At 43.6% G+C, this 17,574-nt stretch carries 13 protein-coding genes; all 13 read right to left on the bottom strand.

Annotated elements, in window-relative coordinates; genetic code table 11:
* Positions 1–21: 21 nt before the first annotated feature.
* The 13 genes from VX730_04575 to VX730_04515 all read right to left on the bottom strand — a co-directional run bounded on the left by VX730_04575 (position 22) and on the right by VX730_04515 (position 17,517).
* Positions 22–801, bottom strand: coding sequence for a PD-(D/E)XK nuclease family protein (locus VX730_04575; GenBank protein ID MEC9291658.1), 780 nt, complete (start codon positions 799–801; stop codon positions 22–24).
* A gap of 118 nt (positions 802–919) precedes the next feature.
* Complete coding sequence (locus VX730_04570; GenBank protein MEC9291657.1) at positions 920–1,738, bottom strand: PhoH family protein; 819 nt, start codon at positions 1,736–1,738, stop codon at positions 920–922.
* 121 nt (positions 1,739–1,859) lie between these two features.
* Entirely contained in the window at positions 1,860–2,750 is an 891-nt protein-coding gene (locus tag VX730_04565) for a hypothetical protein (GenBank protein ID MEC9291656.1), read from the bottom strand.
* A gap of 18 nt (positions 2,751–2,768) precedes the next feature.
* Positions 2,769–4,841, bottom strand: a complete 2,073-nt coding sequence (locus tag VX730_04560; protein ID MEC9291655.1) for a hypothetical protein — start codon at positions 4,839–4,841, stop codon at positions 2,769–2,771.
* A 3-nt stretch (positions 4,842–4,844) separates the two neighbouring features.
* Positions 4,845–7,442 carry a hypothetical protein gene (locus VX730_04555; GenBank protein MEC9291654.1) on the bottom strand — a complete coding sequence of 866 codons (2,598 nt, stop codon included), beginning with the start codon at positions 7,440–7,442 and terminating at the stop codon, positions 4,845–4,847.
* On the bottom strand, positions 7,426–7,839 hold the full coding sequence (locus VX730_04550; protein ID MEC9291653.1) for a hypothetical protein: 414 nt from the start codon (positions 7,837–7,839) through the stop codon (positions 7,426–7,428). The genes VX730_04555 and VX730_04550 overlap by 17 nt, the downstream gene beginning before the upstream one ends.
* Positions 7,840–7,866: 27 nt before the next feature.
* Positions 7,867–9,336, bottom strand: a complete 1,470-nt coding sequence (locus tag VX730_04545) for a TrbI/VirB10 family protein (protein MEC9291652.1) — start codon at positions 9,334–9,336, stop codon at positions 7,867–7,869.
* A gap of 160 nt (positions 9,337–9,496) precedes the next feature.
* The gene (locus VX730_04540) at positions 9,497–11,413 is read right to left on the bottom strand and encodes a hypothetical protein (protein MEC9291651.1); all 1,917 of its coding nucleotides are present in this window, start codon (positions 11,411–11,413) and stop codon (positions 9,497–9,499) included.
* 86 nt (positions 11,414–11,499) lie between these two features.
* On the bottom strand, positions 11,500–13,611 hold the full coding sequence (locus tag VX730_04535) for a hypothetical protein (GenBank protein ID MEC9291650.1): 2,112 nt from the start codon (positions 13,609–13,611) through the stop codon (positions 11,500–11,502).
* Positions 13,612–13,723: 112 nt separating this feature from the next.
* Positions 13,724–15,475, bottom strand: coding sequence for an ATP-dependent helicase (locus VX730_04530; GenBank protein ID MEC9291649.1), 1,752 nt, complete (start codon positions 15,473–15,475; stop codon positions 13,724–13,726).
* A 9-nt stretch (positions 15,476–15,484) separates the two neighbouring features.
* Positions 15,485–16,222, bottom strand: coding sequence for a transglycosylase SLT domain-containing protein (locus tag VX730_04525; protein ID MEC9291648.1), 738 nt, complete (start codon positions 16,220–16,222; stop codon positions 15,485–15,487).
* A gap of 45 nt (positions 16,223–16,267) precedes the next feature.
* Positions 16,268–16,987: a type-F conjugative transfer system secretin TraK gene (locus VX730_04520; GenBank protein ID MEC9291647.1), complete on the bottom strand. Its 720-nt coding sequence runs from the start codon at positions 16,985–16,987 to the stop codon at positions 16,268–16,270.
* Positions 16,987–17,517 carry a hypothetical protein gene (locus VX730_04515; protein ID MEC9291646.1) on the bottom strand — a complete coding sequence of 177 codons (531 nt, stop codon included), beginning with the start codon at positions 17,515–17,517 and terminating at the stop codon, positions 16,987–16,989. The genes VX730_04520 and VX730_04515 overlap by 1 nt, the downstream gene beginning before the upstream one ends.
* Positions 17,518–17,574 lie beyond the last annotated feature (57 nt).

Genomic DNA, 17,574 nt, shown 5'->3' with positions numbered 1-17,574 from the left:
CTCCTTACGGAGGGTCTTGTCTTATCGCTTGGCTGGCACATAACGTGCCTTCGAGAAATTTTTGACGAGCGGTTTATAGCGCCGTTGACGGCGCCGCCAGCTTTGCCCTTTACGGCGAAACAATTCAAACGGGTTATGAACCTGATGGAAACGCGGTTTGAAGTCAGGCTTCTTTTTGCTGACTGTAAAAAACAGAGCAACCGTCTCTACCTCAAGAAGGTGTTTAACAGGTTTTTGCTTTTTAAAATACAGATGAAGCCCCAACGCATGCTTAAGCAATTGGTGCACAACACTTGAGCTCAGACGCTCACTGAGAGATTTTTGCGAGGTTTTATAATCCATCACAATATATCTACCAGTTTTTGCGCTATACCCCACAAGGTCGGGGCGTCCAAGGTTATAACCAGTTACCGTACCATCATCATTATCGACCTCAAAAGAGAGAGACATCTCTTCTTCAATCCAAACAATCTGGTTCTTCTTAAACCATTTGATGAGTTTCTCCAGACATTTCATCGCCCAACGCTTAATTTCCTTCACTGTCCACATATCAGAACGCTGAGTACTTTTATGAAGCGTAAGGAACCCTTTTGCATTTTCATGTTTAAAAAACCTCTCAAGCGCATTTTGAGCCTTTTTAGAGGCATTTTTGCGGTTAAGGCGAGGGTTTGCTCTCAGAGCTTTGATGTAGTGTTCAAAAACGTAATGTAGACATTCTCCATGCCCACTACGTTCAGGCTCGTCACTGCCTTTAATGTAATAGGCCTTCTCAACCAAATGCTCTGCAAGTACAGATGCCATTGGTATATCCACTTCTAAAACGGGAGAAAGATCTGATGTATGGCGACACTATAGCAAAAGATATCCAGAAACACCAAAAAGAAACACACCCCCAAAAAGGGGATGTGTTCTAAGTCGTTTAAGGGAGCTCTTTTGCCTTGTCACGTGCCCGACGGGCAGCAACATAGCGTTTCACAATAGGTGCACGTTCAACTTCAGTGAGCCGAACACGTACAATATCGTCTTCGGGCCCTGTTGCTTCAGGCGCATGTTCCAAGATATCCAGCAAATCTGCCAGACCAGATTCTACACCACGAGGCAAGTCACACTGACGTGTGTCACCAGTCACAAAGATTTGCGTTCCTTCTGCTGCACGCGTCTGGAAAGCATCCATCTGACGTACGGTTGCGTTTTGAGCTTCGTCCAAGAACATATACGCGTTGCGAATGTTCCGGCCACGAATAAAGGCCAAGGGCGAAATTTCAAACTCAATACCACCAGCAGTGATGATATAGCGACCAAGAATCGCCTTTGCTTCTTGAATTTGATCACCGAAGAAGTAATGCAAAACATCGAAGAAAGGCTGGAACGATGGCGACAGCTTTTCAGCAATCGTGCCAGGCAAGTGGCCAATTTTTTCTTCCACTTCAAGAAGCGGACGAACCAAGAAGAATTTCTTCTTCTCACCATGGGCCTTTTTGCCAAAAGTTTCTTGACGCGCCAGTTCTTTGGACAACGCATGAGCGAACATGATAAAGGTTTTACCTGTACCTGCGTCACCTTCTGCGATATTGAGAGCAAGTCCCAAATCAAGCCTTGCAATCAGCTCTGCCTGACCATCATTTTTGGGATGGATGTAATCACCATCTTTCACTTTGATGCGCAGAAGTTGTTTGTCTTGGCCACGATATTGACCGTTGTCATCCTTAAAGAAAAGGCGCTGTTCTTCGTTGTGCATGTAGCACTCCTCACAGAAAAGAGAACAAAGATATTTGTTATGCAAAACAATGTATACGAAAAAAGCAGCTTTTCCTAGTAAAAAACCAGAAAAAACTGCCCTTTAAAATAAAAACAAAGACTTAAAGAATAACCTGCTCGCGATCTGGAGCAAATTTCTTCAGCATTGACAGGAATGTACGGATCTTACGTGGGTCTGTACTATCCAGCGGTGTATGAACCACCACTGCCTGATCGTCCAGCTTTGCCACACGGCAATCACGCCATGCGTTTGAAATAAATGTTTCAATTTCGTTGTTACGACGCTCGAGAGCATTTTCACCGCGACCTTCAGGAATCACTGTAATACGACGTATGCCTAGAATCTGTTGCATGTATTTAATGTTTACACCACCAGACTCAAGCCATGTGTTCATGTGCTCTTGCTTCATACGCAGAACTGCCCATGAGTTTGATGCACCCATCCAAATACCACTGAGGCTTTCAGGGTGGAAACTTTCCATAACAGCAGCAACAAACTCTTTACCACGGCGTGTCGCCATACGCATACCACGCTCACCACCTTCACGGCTATTAATAAGAACAAGAACTTGTTCAGTGCCAAGAGGAGGACGTGTATGGTAGTCCATAACAGCAAGAAGGTTTTCTGGCACAAAGACCATGTTAGCGCCAACACGGTAGATTACACCACCATCACGGTAACCTGTCACTGTACCGTCAAGTACGCGGCCAGGAGAACCATCGCCCCACTGCACCATCTCCATCACTTTCATGAAGGACTTAATTGTTGGCATAAGCGGGTTACGGATATCTGTCCAAGTGGCGCTTGGGCCATCACCAGTAAAACGACGACAAGCAATCTCACCTTCGTCTAGGTCAACATCAACTTCAACCAACATATCTTGGTCGGCGTAACATAGACGCACAGCTGTTGCGAGTGCTTGCTCAATTTGTGGGATTGCCCAACCGTATTCTTCACCGAGTTGACGGACTTTATCTAGATCAATGCGCATAAACGGAACGTACCCTTGCTATCTCATTGTTACTGTTTGGCGACGGGTACCGTTGCTGAACTCTGCATAATGTTCAAATACTGCAACCAATTCCCAGCCCTCAATCGACTCACCAATCAGGAGAACACCCTCGCGTCCCTGATGGAAGGCTATAATACCTCTATTGGGTACGAAAGATAAAATTTCAAGGGCTACCATATCAGAATTTTCCAATTTTGGACGAATACCACGTGGCATTCTGATACGTGTTTCCTGTTTTTCGTACATGGTTGCTTCAAAATCGGCAAGTGTGCGTACAGTTGGCACTTCTTCCTCACCTGATGGCTCAGGCACAACAGGAAGGTCGTAAGGGTTCGCACCAAAGCGTGCAGTCTCTTGCTGTGGCGGCTGAAGCACCGCCTGTTCTGTGCCACCCTCTGACGCATTCTCAAAAAACTCAGAAGGCTTTGGCTTCTTCAAAGGATCGGACTCACCAGCAAGTGCTTTACGATATTCAGCAAGCTGTTGCTGAAGCTCTAAAGTCATCTCTCTGTTACGTAAGTAAATTTCTTCTTCTGTTGGTTCAGCTTTACCAGCCTCAACATCAAAGCCTTTTTCTTTAGCTTCTTCAACGCTCTTTTCTGTTTGTGCATCACTAATCGCACGCTGAATGTTTGCAAAGAGGCTTAGGTCCTCTGGCATCTCATCGTCATCACCAGCAACAATAGGCTGACCAGCTTCATCAAGTGGCACATCAAGCACTTCAATTTGTGTATCGCCAACACTAAACTCTTCTAGGTCTGGTAGCTCGTCAAAAATTTCAGACTCAACATCATCGCTTTGAACAATCTCTTCATCCTGACCTGGTTGTACAATGTTTTCAGGCTGTACAAGAGCTGTCTTATCTTCAGCTGTCTCAGGTACTTCTTCACTTACTTGCTTGAGTGTCCCTGTCCAACGGGCCAGCATTTCTGTTGCCTTATCACGCTGGTTATACATCTTCACTGCAAATACGATCACAACAAGAGCAATAACAACGGTTACAACTTTACCAATAAGACCTTTTTTACCAACATCTTTTGCAACTTGGAACGCGTCAGGAAGAACTGGCGGGTTATTGTCATCACCTTTAGATGTTCCCGCGTCATTTAGCTTCCAAGGAGGCTGCCCTGCCCCACCAAAAGAAAATGACTTATCTTCTTTTTTAGGCTCTGCAGGTTTTTCTTCTACCTCACCCTCGCCAAAAATTGGCGGAGGTGTCATTGAAGGGGGTGTAATGGGTTCAACACTAAATGGGTTTGCTGCGCTTTCTGGCTTTTCAGGTACTTCGCCGCCACCAAGTGATGGAGGTGTAACATCATCTGTAAGCCAACTTCCCCCAGCAGGTGTTGTGGGTGTTTCCACATTATCTGGAATTGGTGGTTTTTCTTCGATAGCAGGCTCTTTTGGCGCTTCCATTGGCGTTGCCTTTTGCTCCATCCAAGGCATTGCACTTTCTTTATTGTCAGAAGGCGAGGCCATTTCATCGCTTGGCGATACCATAGGCGCAGGAGCACTCTCAGATTCCGGAGGTACTCCGAGAGGGGCTATATCTGGAACTTTAAAATCTGAAGGTGGTGGTGCCTTAACAGGGGCTGTTGGTGCCGGAGCGGCAGCTTGAGGAGTTTCTGGCTTCTCTTGCTTAGGCTCAGCTTTTTTCTGCTCAGGTTTCTTTTCAGCAGCCTTTTTCTCTGCCTTTGGCTTTTCTTCTACTTTTTTAGGAACGTCAGGCTTTTTCGGGGCCTCTGCTTTCTTTTCTTGCTTCTTAGGCTTATCAGCAGATTCAGATTTTTTCGGCATGCTTCTTTTTAGAGGCGTGGCTTTAGGCTTTTCTTTTGGCGCTTCAGGGGCAGGAGCTTCCGCTTGAGGCGCAGGTTTTTCAGCAGGAGCTACAGGCTCAGCAGAAGCAGCGACTTCCGCCGCATCTTCTTTTGCTTTATCCGCATAACGAGAAGGTCGCTGTTCAGCTTCCTCTTTCACCTCTGGCTTTTCAGCAGGCGTTGAGGCTGCAGCATCTTTATTTGCATTTGCTTCAGCGTCATTTTTTGTAGGGAGTTTACGTTTTAGTACCATAGCTTACGCTGCGTCTCCTTCTTGCTGGCGTGCGGCTTTAATCGCGGCGCGAACACCATGCGGGTAGATTTGGCTAAATTGCAATGTTGCTTTCCACCAATCTCCACCATTGTCTTGTCTAAGTCGGTTAATCTCTGCCACATCTTCAGGTGTTGTTGTTGCAATCGCATACGTCAGCTTATCTGTAATTAAGCGACACACAACTTCACCAGATGGTGACATGAGGTAAAATTCACTATAGAAACCAGGTTTTGTTTCAAGCGACTCAATGTTCGCTTGGTGACGTTCACTACGAAGCCCTAGAGTTTCCATGAGAAGAGGAATCATTTCACGACGAGGTTTAAGGACCATACGCTTGGTAATGTTACCAATAATAGCCTGACCAACCTCAGTTGTTAAATCTTCCTCGTTTTGAGAAGCAATACCACACATACAGTTCAAAGAACGATATGTACGGAACGCACGTTTCAACTGGTTAGCAACCTGTGCACCACCCTTAGAGGTAATCATCGTAATCATCTCATCGACCAGAAGGTGCTTCTTAGCCGCACGGTCACCCATGTACATCACGTTATCAAGCATGGTAAAGATCGCGTTTACAATAACGTCTGAAATCTTTTCACTCAGTACGTTTTGCAGGTTAAAGACAACAAGCTTGTCATCTTCAGTAATTGAAGGGAATCCATCAAACAGTTTTCCGTAAATACCATCTTCACAGTATGAACCCACAAGCTCTGCATGGCTAAAGCCAATCGCACGCTGCTCTTCACTTACATAAGGGAACTTGAAGTAAGCCTCACGGATCCATGTTGGACGCAGGACATCACCTTCAGGTACAAGCTCATATGCGTACTGTACAATCTGCTCCGTTAGGCGGCTTTCCATAATGCTAGCTTCAACATCACTACCCTTTTGAATCATCAGCTCAAGAGCTGTAGACCATTGTTGTAAACGGTGCTTTGTAATAGGGCCAGCAAACGGGTTAATGCAAGATGAAACGTTATCAAGGTCAATAATAACCAGTTTACCCATTGTTTGAGCAAAGCGGTCGTAGTCATCCTTAATTGTCATCAGGAACTGTTTCTCAACACCTGCTGCAAAAAGCTGCAGCGTTAAGTCAACCACGGCAAACGATTTACCAGAACCCGAAGTACCAGTAATCGCGTAGTGCCAGTTCACAAAATCTGGAGACGTATGATCAAAGAAGGTAATTTCACCGTCACGGTTCACATAAACTGACTGAGGATAATCGTGACCACCCCAGTGCCCATGGAAAGGTAGAAGGTCCGTGAGGTCATCTGAAAGGACACGACGTGTTCTTGCAAATGGCTTCGTGTAGTTATTACGCCATGAAAGCGGGAAACTATAGCTAATCCCTTGTAGAGACATTGTACGTTCCATATCAGGAACCACAGAAAGTTTCTTAAATGTAGAGTTCATGCGAAGCATCTTGTTCTCAACCTCTTTACGAGACTTACCATGAACAATCACGCCGCACATAATGTAAAGAATTTTACGACCATCAAACATACGGAACTTAACTTGAGAGGCTTCTTCAGCAAAAGCAACAGCTTCCTCTTTAGAAAACATCGTCGCAACACGACTACGCAGTGCTGAAGATACAGATAACGCTGCTCGTTCAAAAATTTGGTTTGCTTGCGCAATATTGACAAAGAATGTGTACTGCGTAATCAGCGTTCTTCGAATCACACCTAGGTAATCAGGGCCAACACTGTCAGGCATAATTGCCATCATCACAAGGCCATGATAATCATTCCCAACCTTGATCATATCAAAGTCCTGTTCAATCGGGAGCGGGAACATTTGGTTGTTCAAATCAACATGAGGGTCAACTGAAACTTGCTGCCCTGGCTCTTTGTAAGATGGCGCATACATTGTCCAGTAATGGCTTTTCATGTCCGCAGGGTCCATACGAGATGGCGCCCCAATACCAAACATTTCATTTAGCGTTGATTCCGCAGACATCACAGCCTCAGAAAATTCAGCCATGTTTTCACGAACCATTTTGGTTAGGAAACCATCCATCATTTTTGAAAGGTCTAAACCTACAGCACTAAACACCGTTGCAAACAATTGGAACAGTGATTCCATAACTGTTGCAAGTAGTCCCATATTTTCAATAAATGTTGGGGAGCGCAGTGTAATCACCATATAAGTATCACGAAGCATTGTGAAACTTGCATCACTCACTTGATACCCATTAAAACCAGCATCTAACAATTTTTCAGCTCGGGAATGGCGAAGAATTTTCCCTTTTTCAGCACCTGACTCAAGAGACAGGTACTTTTTCATCTTATCAGTCAGGTTATTGTGTGAAGTCATCGTAATCTGGACTTCATAGCCCATAGGTACACTTTCAATGAATGTTCTAAATTCATTGTTCGTCTGTAAATACCCTTGGTCATATGAGTACGATGGAGGAATAGCAGTCTTCCAAGCAATACCCAGAGAACCATCTTTTAAGAGATAGTATCCATGGTAGTCAGAATCCTCTTTGTCTTCATATTCAAAATATGGCAGTTGCTCACCAATACGGTTTGGACGTATTGGTGCATGCACATCCTTATCGAGAAGCCCCATAGCCCCCTCCAAATGTCATTTCTTCTGCTGCAACTTCATTGTTTGGTGGAATCCACTCATATCGATCATTAATAAAGATTGTAGACCAGTTACCAAACACACGTGTATTATCATCTGTTACATGAGGGTATGACCATACAAGTAGCGTTTTTGGAGGTGCGACAACCGCAAGCTCTTTTTCAGGTACATATGTTGGCTGGTCAATAGCTGGACGTGTAAGTTTTCTTACGATAGGGCGCTGAATACCGCCTGAAACAGTGTTTCTATCCGTTGCTACATCCAAGGCATCATCCATTGAAACTGGATACTCTGGTGGAACAGCACTACCATAGTACTTACATCCAGAAAGAGAGATCGACACAAGAAGGATCGCACCGAAAATTCTGATTTGTTTCATATTATTTTATACCTTGTTTTTATTGTTTTAAAAGTTTTCATTCTGTTGTGAAGCTTGCTGAGCTTGGGCCTGCTTTGCTGCAGCTTCTGCAGCCTCTGTTGCTGTATCTAAAGCAATACCATCAAACAGAAGTGTCCAAGGGTTTCCTGCTTCACGCAGTTCAATACCACTCAACATAACAATGTGAATATCACGTGTAGAGTCTAAGCGAATAAATGACTGTACACGGTCCAAACGTTCAACCAAATAATCTCTTAACGTTTGAATAGAGTCGTTCACACCACTTGCCAGCTGTGCCTGTACTTGGCTTCCTGTAACTGTTGTTTGCTCATTACCTTCAAGGTCAGATGTTCTTGTAACCTGGCTTTCTTCTACAAGAGAAGCGACACCCGCAAGGAATTCTGCAGCAAAGGCAGCAGCAAGCCTACTTGGATCCCCCTCATAAAACACACCTGGAACCCCAACAATACCATCCTTAGCATCAACAACATAACCTGTTACAGAGTACGTTACAGCACCACGGTCCGGGTACACACATGTCATTTGGCTTGGTTTACCTAATGCACGTTCAGTTGAAATTTCACCTTCAAATTCAACAAGCATTAAACACCCATCAAGATTGACCGTAGAGTTCATAGCTGTTTTATAAACACCAGACATGCGTACAAGCGCTGGAGCTGCAACCCCCGCCCCTGCAAGGGCGTCTACACCGTTAAGAAGCGTGCCTTTAATAAAGCCAAGAGGAGGTAAAAATGGGTTAGGCTCATCAATAATAATTTCTTGAGGGACAGGACCAATAACGTTTCCATTTCTATCAAGGCGCACATTACCACCCGTTGCACCACCAATAATTCCAGGAATAAGCGGTTGGCCACTGATACCGCCAGCAACGCCGCCACTACCTAAAGGGGTTTGAGAAACTCTCTGCCTTCTACGTTCAGGCGTACCACCCATACCCATACCTTGGCGAACACCCTGACGTTGAGCTTCTTCAGCAAGACGACTCATCTGCTCTCTAAACTCAACATTATCTTCTTGCATAGAGCGAATCTGTACCTCAAATGTGCGGATCATCTCATCAAGCTTGGATGTTTGCTCAATCACACGGTTTTGAATTTCTAAAAACTGGGAATCACGTGCATCCATTTCGGTTTTCACATCATCTCTGAGCTTAGATAAAGCAACCTGTTGCTGAGACACAAACCCTCGATACAACGAATCACGCTCCGCCTCAACAGTTGTAAACAAATCCTCTTGAGATGAATTAGCTTTTTCAAGACTTTGAACACTTGCACGAGAGACATCTGATTGTACAACGCGAGGCGCAGGCTGAGAGCCACCGCCACCACCTCTAAATAAAATAACCATAACAAAGAAAAGACCAACCCCGATCAGGGCATACTTACCAGCAGGTGGGAGCTCGTTAAATCGCTGAACAGCTAACTGTAATCCCTCAGCATTTTCTGAAGACTGTTGCTTTTCATATTCATCAGTCATTTAAACTTCTCCTCACACAAAGAAAAACGGTACACAAAAAGCGCCCTCTCTTAAGCTAAAATATAAATTTACACCGTAAGAATACCCCAAAGAAAAAGGGATTGCAATCAGCAACCCCTTTTATTTAGCATCACAAACTTAGAGTTTTACCTATAGAGAACTATTCTCTCCGAAGCACACTCAATAGATTTGACATACCTGTTTGACGCTCACTCAAAGACTCCATGTATTCTAATTGATTATCAATCACCTTAATTAGGGTGTCTAAAGATGCCAAAACATGTGGAGGCGTGGCCCGTCTACTACTCAAAGAACCACCATTTTGCATATCAAGTTGAGCAAACAGTAATTTCTCTTTAATATGCCTATACATCAGCTCTGTTGTTGTTTGCGCAATATTCATACGAATTGCAAGCATAGCACCAATTTTTTCCTCATCAGCAAGCTCAGTTAACTTAATATGATCCATAAGAGACAAACGCGTTTGGTGCTTCATCACACACCGTGTTGCAGTTACTACCATTTGTGCAAACATTCTCGTATGGTACATATCATCTACCAAATCAGAACCAATCTTAGCTGAAACTTGCCCAGCAATCCCAGTATCATCAAGCACGCCACTAGAAAGTACTGCATACAAGTCTGGAGGGGTTACAGCAGGAGCGGATTGCAATGCCCCTAACGTCGTTCCACCAAAGAAACTTACTGTTGTATCAGCATCTAAGTCATCAGTTGTATCTAGGTTAATTGCACGATCAATATATTCATTAAAATCTTCAGCATCGTTTGCTATGGCACCACCTGAAATACAGCCAGAAAAAAGCTTTACTTCATCAACCCTTTGGGTCACACCAGCATCATCTACAGGCCTTCCAGTCATTGGGTTGTATATATTTTCCCCTTTAATCGCAATTTCCTCAGCCAAAGGCGTCCCCACTTCCTCAATTAACCAACGTGTATATGCATCCCTATACCCTAGCTCTAACTCAGAAAATGCAAAGATCAAATCAAACACTTGCTGAGGTGTATAGGTGGCACGTGACATACGCACCTTTCCATCATCTAAACACTCACGGTTATACTTTTGAGAACCTGCACACCACCTTACATTTGGAATAGCTGCCATAAGGGCACACTGTGCATCACCAGTTGCTGAAGTGAAGGCTGTTTCAGCACCACCACCTTCCATTATGCAAAATCCTGTATTTCGAAGTGCATGGAAAAGCGTTCCTGTCCATAAACTTGGCTCATCACCATCAAACATAAGCACATGCTCTCTCATAGCACCTTCAAGAGATGTCGCGGCTGATGGTGCTACATCTGCTCCACCAGGCCCAAAAGCCTGTACACTATCTGATGAAAACGTGCCATCTTGGCCTTGAGAACCGTACAAGCATGTTCTATAAGCAATTGCAATAGACACCGCTTCGTCTTCACTTCTCATACTTCCACTAGAACTTACAGTACCACCTGTATCCAGATTAGCATTTTCTGCAACACAAGCCTGCAAAGCTTGCCAGCGCATCATCCCTTCAGCACTCACAGTTGCATCTGCCTGCATCGCCTGGCAACGGTCCTGCATAAGCTGAACACGCTTAGCACCAAAGGCTTCAACACTGTTAAAGGTTGATGCAATAGCTGGACTATTTAAAAGAGTTGTCAGCATAAACGTTCCCATTGGAGAATCGACATACTCTCTCACATGGTCTTCATTTGTATTTAAGCTTGTAATGGCTGACGCATGGTAGTCCATAGCACTACAACCCATAAGCTCTGTTCTTTCACGTGCTGAATTAGCATCACCATGCAAAAGACCACCAATAGCAGTATCATCTAACTGAAAATCACTTGCAGCAACAGAACTACCACCTGTGACAGGGCGACCAATATTACCAAGTACACCGTACTTTGCCGCGCTATTTACATTCAAGGCCTTACCAGGCGTAATAGGAGCATATCCACCAGAAGAAGAATCATATACATCATGGTTCGCAGGGTCCATTTCCTGCGCATGGACTAATAAAGTAGGTGAAACACCCATTAAAATGGCAAATACAAAAAACAGCCTTGAAAGCATAGCTATACCCTTAAATTACACTCATCCTAAAGTTTATGGTGCCAAGCAAGAGAAAACAAGCCATAAACAACTGACAAGTGCTGATTTTAAACCTTCTTATGGCTCGCTACAGTGACCCTAAAAGTATTCAACGCCTCTTCAAGAGAGTCCATAATTTCATCAATTTCTACCAACTGCTTACGCTTGAGCGGCACTTTATTAATTTCACGAGAGGCTTTTTTCAGATTATGCGTTGCACCTGTGAGGCGTTCAGTCACCCCATAAAAACGCTTAAGGTTTTCAAGCTCTTCCTCAATTGCTTTAGGGTTACCAAACTTCATAAGTTCTGCGGCATCCAGCTCTTTTTTCAAGGCTTCAGAGTCTGCCTTTACCTTATCAAGCTCTTCACGCAGGCTTGTAATCACACCTTCACGCTGCGCGGCCCAGATTTCATTATCTTTCAGGCTTTGCTCATATGTTTTAATGCTGCTTTGCAGTGAAGAAACAAGCTTACTATCAGATTGTGCCATAACAGCTGTAGATGTCTCTACAGGGGCTTTTTGATCGGGCAGCGTCTTATTCAGCTTCGCCTCAAGACCATCAATTTTACCGTTATGAATCGCTTCAAACAGCTCGTTAAATTTGGCACCTTTTGACCAAACCACACCATATTTACGAATAAACGCCGCAATACGGTCCTGTTGATCTTCAGCCAAATCTGCACAGTTACTTGCATTCGTAATCTGAATCAAACCATCCTCATACAAGGCACGCATCTTCAGAGAAGCCTTATCACGCACCTTTACGTAAACAAGAACGTTTGTGCGGCTTGTACCAAGAGCATCTGCAATCTTTTGCTGGGACATACCCTCATCTGAAAGCACACCGATTGCGTAGTACAGATCAATCTTCTTAGGCGGGTGAAGGGCATGGTTCACCTTAATACGAAGGATTTTTTGCTCAAGAGGATCTCTCACACGACGTGTAATACACACGTAAGAGTCTACACCCTGCTCCTTCGCAGCACGTAAACGCCACGCACCATCAATCACAGTCCCGTCTTCAGCCACAAGCGCTGGGTACAGACTGTTATTTGATGCATCAAAGACCTCTAAGAATTGGTCAAAATTTTCCTCAACCTCTGGCGGTCTAAATGTCATTTCAGGAATTTTAAGTGTTTCGATTGGGCGAACTTCAACACCAACAAGCGGGAACTTGTCGTTATCCTCCTCAGTAAAGATGTCCTCGTAAGATGGTGGCGCGTAATGGCTCACCTTCTTCTTCGCAGGCTTTTTCTCTTCAATTTGGGCTTTTTCTTTTTCAGAAGAGATGGCACTAATGGCCTTATCAAGGCCCTTAATACCATTAAATGTTTCACCAATAAGCTGACCGCGCTCTTCACTTGAATTCTTAACCGCTTCTGTAACAAGACGGATAATACGCTTATCGTTAAATTTCAGCTTTTCAAAATCATGAGCAACGCTTTCAAGGCTGCCATCAATCATACGTTGGATGTAAAACGCATCCATAAGCTCGTTCATAACTTGACTAGCACGAGAGTCAGTCACACCAAAATGGTAAGCAATTTCTTGGAAATTATAAACACCACCAACCTTAACGTACATCAGGGCTGCGCGCTTTTTCTCGTCTGTTTCTCGCTCAACAAGCTCTTCAATCTTCTTCTCAAAGAAGCTATCACGAAGAATCTTCATAGCCACATCTGTCTTGCTACCCTCACGAGATTCATACACCTCGTTCTCAAGGCCATCATGCATGTTCATTTCATGGTCAAGGTGCTGCACAAGAAGTGGAGGGTCTTTACGGAATGCTTCCTTCTCCTCATCACTCATATCGTTAATGTAGGCTGCACGTGCTTGGTATTCAGGGTCACGGTTGCGCAGCTCCATCGCGCGCGTTTCAAGACGACTACCAAAGAATGTTGTAAATTGCACAGAAATGATTTTACCAGAAGCCTGTTGAAAGACTGGAGTGAAGTCACGCAGGCAAGTCAGGAGTGTTTCATAAGCTTCTTGGTAAAGCTCATCACGGTCTAAGTGATACTTACGCGCAATTGCGTAAATGGCCTGCTGCCGCCCATCAAGAAACGTCACACTGTCTTCCAGCGCAGCCATGTAATTTTTATCATCTTTTTTCAAAGCTTCCATCTGCTTCGCAGTTGGCATTTTCTTCAAAGTTTTCTTTGCTGCTTTAACGGCCATAATGCACTCCATTTTTTCTGCACCCTACAAGAGTACTGAATTCTCAGCAGCATCCAAACAAAAACTGAACAACTCCCCTTTAAAAGAAGAGCCCCTGTCAGAAATTTGCAACTTAATGGCTTACTTGAGAAAAGAGCGCTTTTAACTCATCCATAAATGGTGAAGGCTCGCCATGGCAAGAGAGGATAATTTGATGTTTTGAACGCGTGATGGCTTGATACATCAAACGACGGTCATGGTGCATATCTTTACCAATGGATGTATAGCCTGTGAACGGGAACATGCCCTCAGAGACAAACGGAATGATTACAACATCACAGACAAGGCCCTGACTTGTATGAACAGGTGATACCACCACTGGCTTATCTTTACTGAAATCACTAAAGGTTTTTCTCGCGACAGATGGCAGGTCTTTAACCTTACCCTCAAACGATAGAACAAACTCGGTCGCAATAAGGGCATCTCTCTTAGCCTCCTCGCCCAAACTTTGCAGAAGGTCAAAAACAATTGATTTAAACACATCACGTGAAGGTGCTTGCTGCTTCACAAGAATTTCATACGGCTTCGTTAATCTAGACCTTACAAGCTGAAGCTCAGAGAAGACATTTTTAGGAAGGTCTAACCCTTTCGGGATTGGCGCACCCTCTGCAAGCCATTTCTCAGACACAAGCCCTTCTCTAAACAGGATTTGCGTTAATGAGTGGCTAATACCAAACGATGTAAGAATATTCATGAGTTGCTGTGGCTTTGCTTGATCAAACAGAAGATCAAGAAGATCTAGTACAAGAATAGCCCCAGGGAACTCCCAAATAGGTGTTGCACGAGAGGCCATATGCGCTCCATAGCCCTTTGTACGAAGCACGCGCTCAATACGCTGAGCCTCTCTATCATGACGCGTTAAAATAGCAATTTTTTGTGAGTCATCTTTTGAAAGAATTTCATGAATCGTACTCATCAGAGCAGAAACTTCATCTGCATAGCTTTTATATATACGCGTTTGAAGCTGCCCTTTTCCTGAACGAGAGAACTGTATTTTCTTTCTCACATACCCTTTAGCGCCTGCAACAAAATTTTCAGCCGCCCGCCCAATGCCCTGATCTTGAACATAATTCGTCTCAAGGTGGAACAATGGAAAACCATGCTCTTCCTGTAAAAGCTTCACAACACCGCCACCTATTGCACCATCATGTACAAACAAGTGCTGATTATCATCTGCAAAACAAGTGAGCTCTGCACTATCATGATGCTTAAGAAGCCACATCAGCTGCACAGGAGTTGCCTCATGTACATGAGGGACAATAATATGCTGATAAGGAACTTTAGAGGCCTCACTTGACTCTAACAAAGCCAAAGATTTGCGAATCAAAGCAAAACGATCAATAAAGCCATATTGCTTCATATAGTTTTGATAAGCTGTAAATAAATTTGCGTGACGTTCATTCTCTTGCGGCTCTTCCATTTGGCCGTAAAACTTACGAATAATATGCTCTGCTTCTTTTACTGTGCCCGCAAACTCTACAGAGCGCATTGCATAACGCAAGATACGTCGCATATCTTGGCCATCTGCCACAGCATCCTCAAGCTCTACATCTTTTAAAGTTTCAAGACAAAGATCTCTTAGCGTGACAACAGTAACGTGCTCTGCACGCTCACCAAGGTATTCACGCAGGGCCACCTCAACATGTAAACAAGCTCTATAAGTAAAAAGAACCACACAAATATCGCGACCTTCAATATCACGATCTAAAAGCTGTTTCACCTTTTCACAAAGAACAGTTGTTTTACCTGTTCCCGCAGAACCCAAAACAAGGCTATGACCTTGATGAGTTGCAGCTTGTTTTTGTTGTGGAGAAAGTTTCAGCATAAAGCCTCACTACACGCTCGGAAGCCTATGCACCTTTTGGTACATTTCCCAAACGTTTTCAATATAGCGCTTTGCGTGCTTTTCTGTACCAGAATGGTAACGACCAACACTACGCCACCAGTCACGATCTTTTTTATGCTTTCTAAGATAGTTCACGGCATAAGTCACATTTTTAGAAGGGTCAAAGACATGGTCGACTTGTTTAAAGTTTTCACCATGGTACATCCAGTTTACCTGTAAAAGGCCAGCATCAAAGTTATTATGTCCTAAAGAAATGAGACTTCTCGCCACGTTTGCAGCTTCGTTCTTCGTTTGATAACGTTTACTAAAGGAATGTATTTTAGCTTTTAAAGGCTTTTCTTTCGGAAGATCTGCAATAACATTTTCAATTTCATCTAGCTTATACTTCTTAGCCTCAGAACCTCTCCAAGATAAACTTACTGAGCGCACGCCAGCACGTTCCATGTATGGAAGTTTCTTTTTAAGATCTTGCTGAGTGACGTAAAGAGTTTTTGTATTTGCATTAATTGTGTAAGGCCAAGGAAGAATGCTCCCTTCCATTGCTTGCCCTGTTTCTACAAGGCTCATAGCCATTAAAAGGCCGCGTGGAATAGAAGCTTGTTTTTCCATTTGATGGAGAACATACCAAGCTTGGTAAGCAACAGCACTATCGTAACTAAACGCCTTTGGACTAACCACTGTTAGTACTAAAGCTAGAAAAATCGTTGTTTTTTGTACCAGTTTCATTTCACCTTGTCCTTATACGAGACAAAAGGTATACACAATTTTCTCCTATCGTGCAAACATCAAATATAGAATACCTGTATCGTTGGCTTTCCCTTTACCTGCAAGGCGCATGTTTTCCATAGCAGCCTTACGCAGCGTTCCCCACTCACTTGTCTTTGGTAGAGAGATGGCTGGAAGATTCACCTCATTTGGAACTGGATAGTCGTTTTTCACATGCACAACAAGCCCTGTAAGCGTTGCTGTTTGCCACACTTCTGAAAGCTCAAAGCTCAGGCCTGCACCTTTAAACCAGTTTGGAATCACATGAGTTTCACGCGTTACACCTGGAAGCTCAGCATCTTCTGACATGGCACGAAGAAGATCTGTCATGTTGAATTTTTTAGAAACTTTGCGTGCAATCTCACTCAAACGGTTACCGTCTTCAATACGCACAAAAGAGCGGTAAGGAACGTCTGTCGTCATAATCACAATGTAAGTATTACCACTTGCACCTGTTAGAAAGGCACGCGTTGCCATCTTGGGGAGGAGTGAACGCATACGAAACGCACGGTTTGCATACCCCTCAACAACAAGAACATCTACATAGTCACTATTTTCAATTGTGATGTTTGTAATTTCTTCAGGAAACTCAATGTGCGAGATATCTGTATCAGAAAGTCCTAGTGTCATTGTTTGAGTTGGGCCGTACCATTTAATCACATCTGCAAAAGATGGGGTAGACACAAACATAAGTGCACTCAACATGAAAACTTTAACGAAACGCATTACGCAGCTCTTTCTATTTTAGCTTTTTCTTTTTCTGTATAATTCAAAATCACAAACCCATAAGGGTTACTGTTAGTGATACTAACAGATTTTAATCGAATTGTAATCTGTAGTGGCAAAGGGTCACTTACCCCCATTCTACCAAACTCATGAACCGTCGCATAAACGATCACAAAGTAATCTTTTTCTCCGCGTCTATGGCGCTCTTTTGCAGGAACTTCATCCACTTCAATTTGAGCATGGTCAATAGAAACATAACTCTCTTTGCCATCAGCAGCTGATGCCACACCTCGGTAGTGGTTATCAGCAGTCACAAGAAGCTCTGGAGAAAAGAAAGGTTGTACAGCTAGGTATTGCTTTAAAAACTTCTCTTTTTCATACATATGAAGTTGCCTTACAACCCATTTTGAGAAATATTTTACATCTTGATATCTCTCATTCACTTGGTAAATTCCACCATATGCACCAGGGCTAATATAAATACGCCCTTCACTACGTACAGTGTCGTAGGATTTTAAAAGTGATTCCATATTTTTAATAAAGGCCACAGACAGAAAAGTCAGCACAAATATGCAAAGAGTTAAAAC

The organism is Pseudomonadota bacterium (assembly GCA_036141575.1).
Taxonomy (GTDB): Bacteria; Pseudomonadota; Alphaproteobacteria; order UBA2136; family JAPKEQ01; genus JAPKEQ01.
This window is presented reverse-complemented; position numbering and strand designations above follow the sequence as displayed.

Coding starts and splice junctions, on each gene's coding strand:
- VX730_04565 (MEC9291656.1), bottom strand. CDS start 2,750: ATGCGCATTGATCTAGATAAAGTCCGTCAACTCGGTGAAGAATACGGT.
- VX730_04560 (MEC9291655.1), bottom strand. CDS start 4,841: ATGGTACTAAAACGTAAACTCCCTACAAAAAATGACGCTGAAGCAAAT.
- VX730_04515 (MEC9291646.1), bottom strand. CDS start 17,517: ATGGAATCACTTTTAAAATCCTACGACACTGTACGTAGTGAAGGGCGT.
- VX730_04570 (MEC9291657.1), bottom strand. CDS start 1,738: ATGCACAACGAAGAACAGCGCCTTTTCTTTAAGGATGACAACGGTCAA.
- VX730_04540 (MEC9291651.1), bottom strand. CDS start 11,413: ATGCTTTCAAGGCTGTTTTTTGTATTTGCCATTTTAATGGGTGTTTCA.
- VX730_04555 (MEC9291654.1), bottom strand. CDS start 7,442: ATGGGGCTTCTCGATAAGGATGTGCATGCACCAATACGTCCAAACCGT.
- VX730_04530 (MEC9291649.1), bottom strand. CDS start 15,475: ATGCTGAAACTTTCTCCACAACAAAAACAAGCTGCAACTCATCAAGGT.
- VX730_04535 (MEC9291650.1), bottom strand. CDS start 13,611: ATGGCCGTTAAAGCAGCAAAGAAAACTTTGAAGAAAATGCCAACTGCG.
- VX730_04545 (MEC9291652.1), bottom strand. CDS start 9,336: ATGACTGATGAATATGAAAAGCAACAGTCTTCAGAAAATGCTGAGGGA.
- VX730_04520 (MEC9291647.1), bottom strand. CDS start 16,987: ATGCGTTTCGTTAAAGTTTTCATGTTGAGTGCACTTATGTTTGTGTCT.
- VX730_04575 (MEC9291658.1), bottom strand. CDS start 801: ATGGCATCTGTACTTGCAGAGCATTTGGTTGAGAAGGCCTATTACATT.
- VX730_04525 (MEC9291648.1), bottom strand. CDS start 16,222: ATGAAACTGGTACAAAAAACAACGATTTTTCTAGCTTTAGTACTAACA.
- VX730_04550 (MEC9291653.1), bottom strand. CDS start 7,839: ATGAAACAAATCAGAATTTTCGGTGCGATCCTTCTTGTGTCGATCTCT.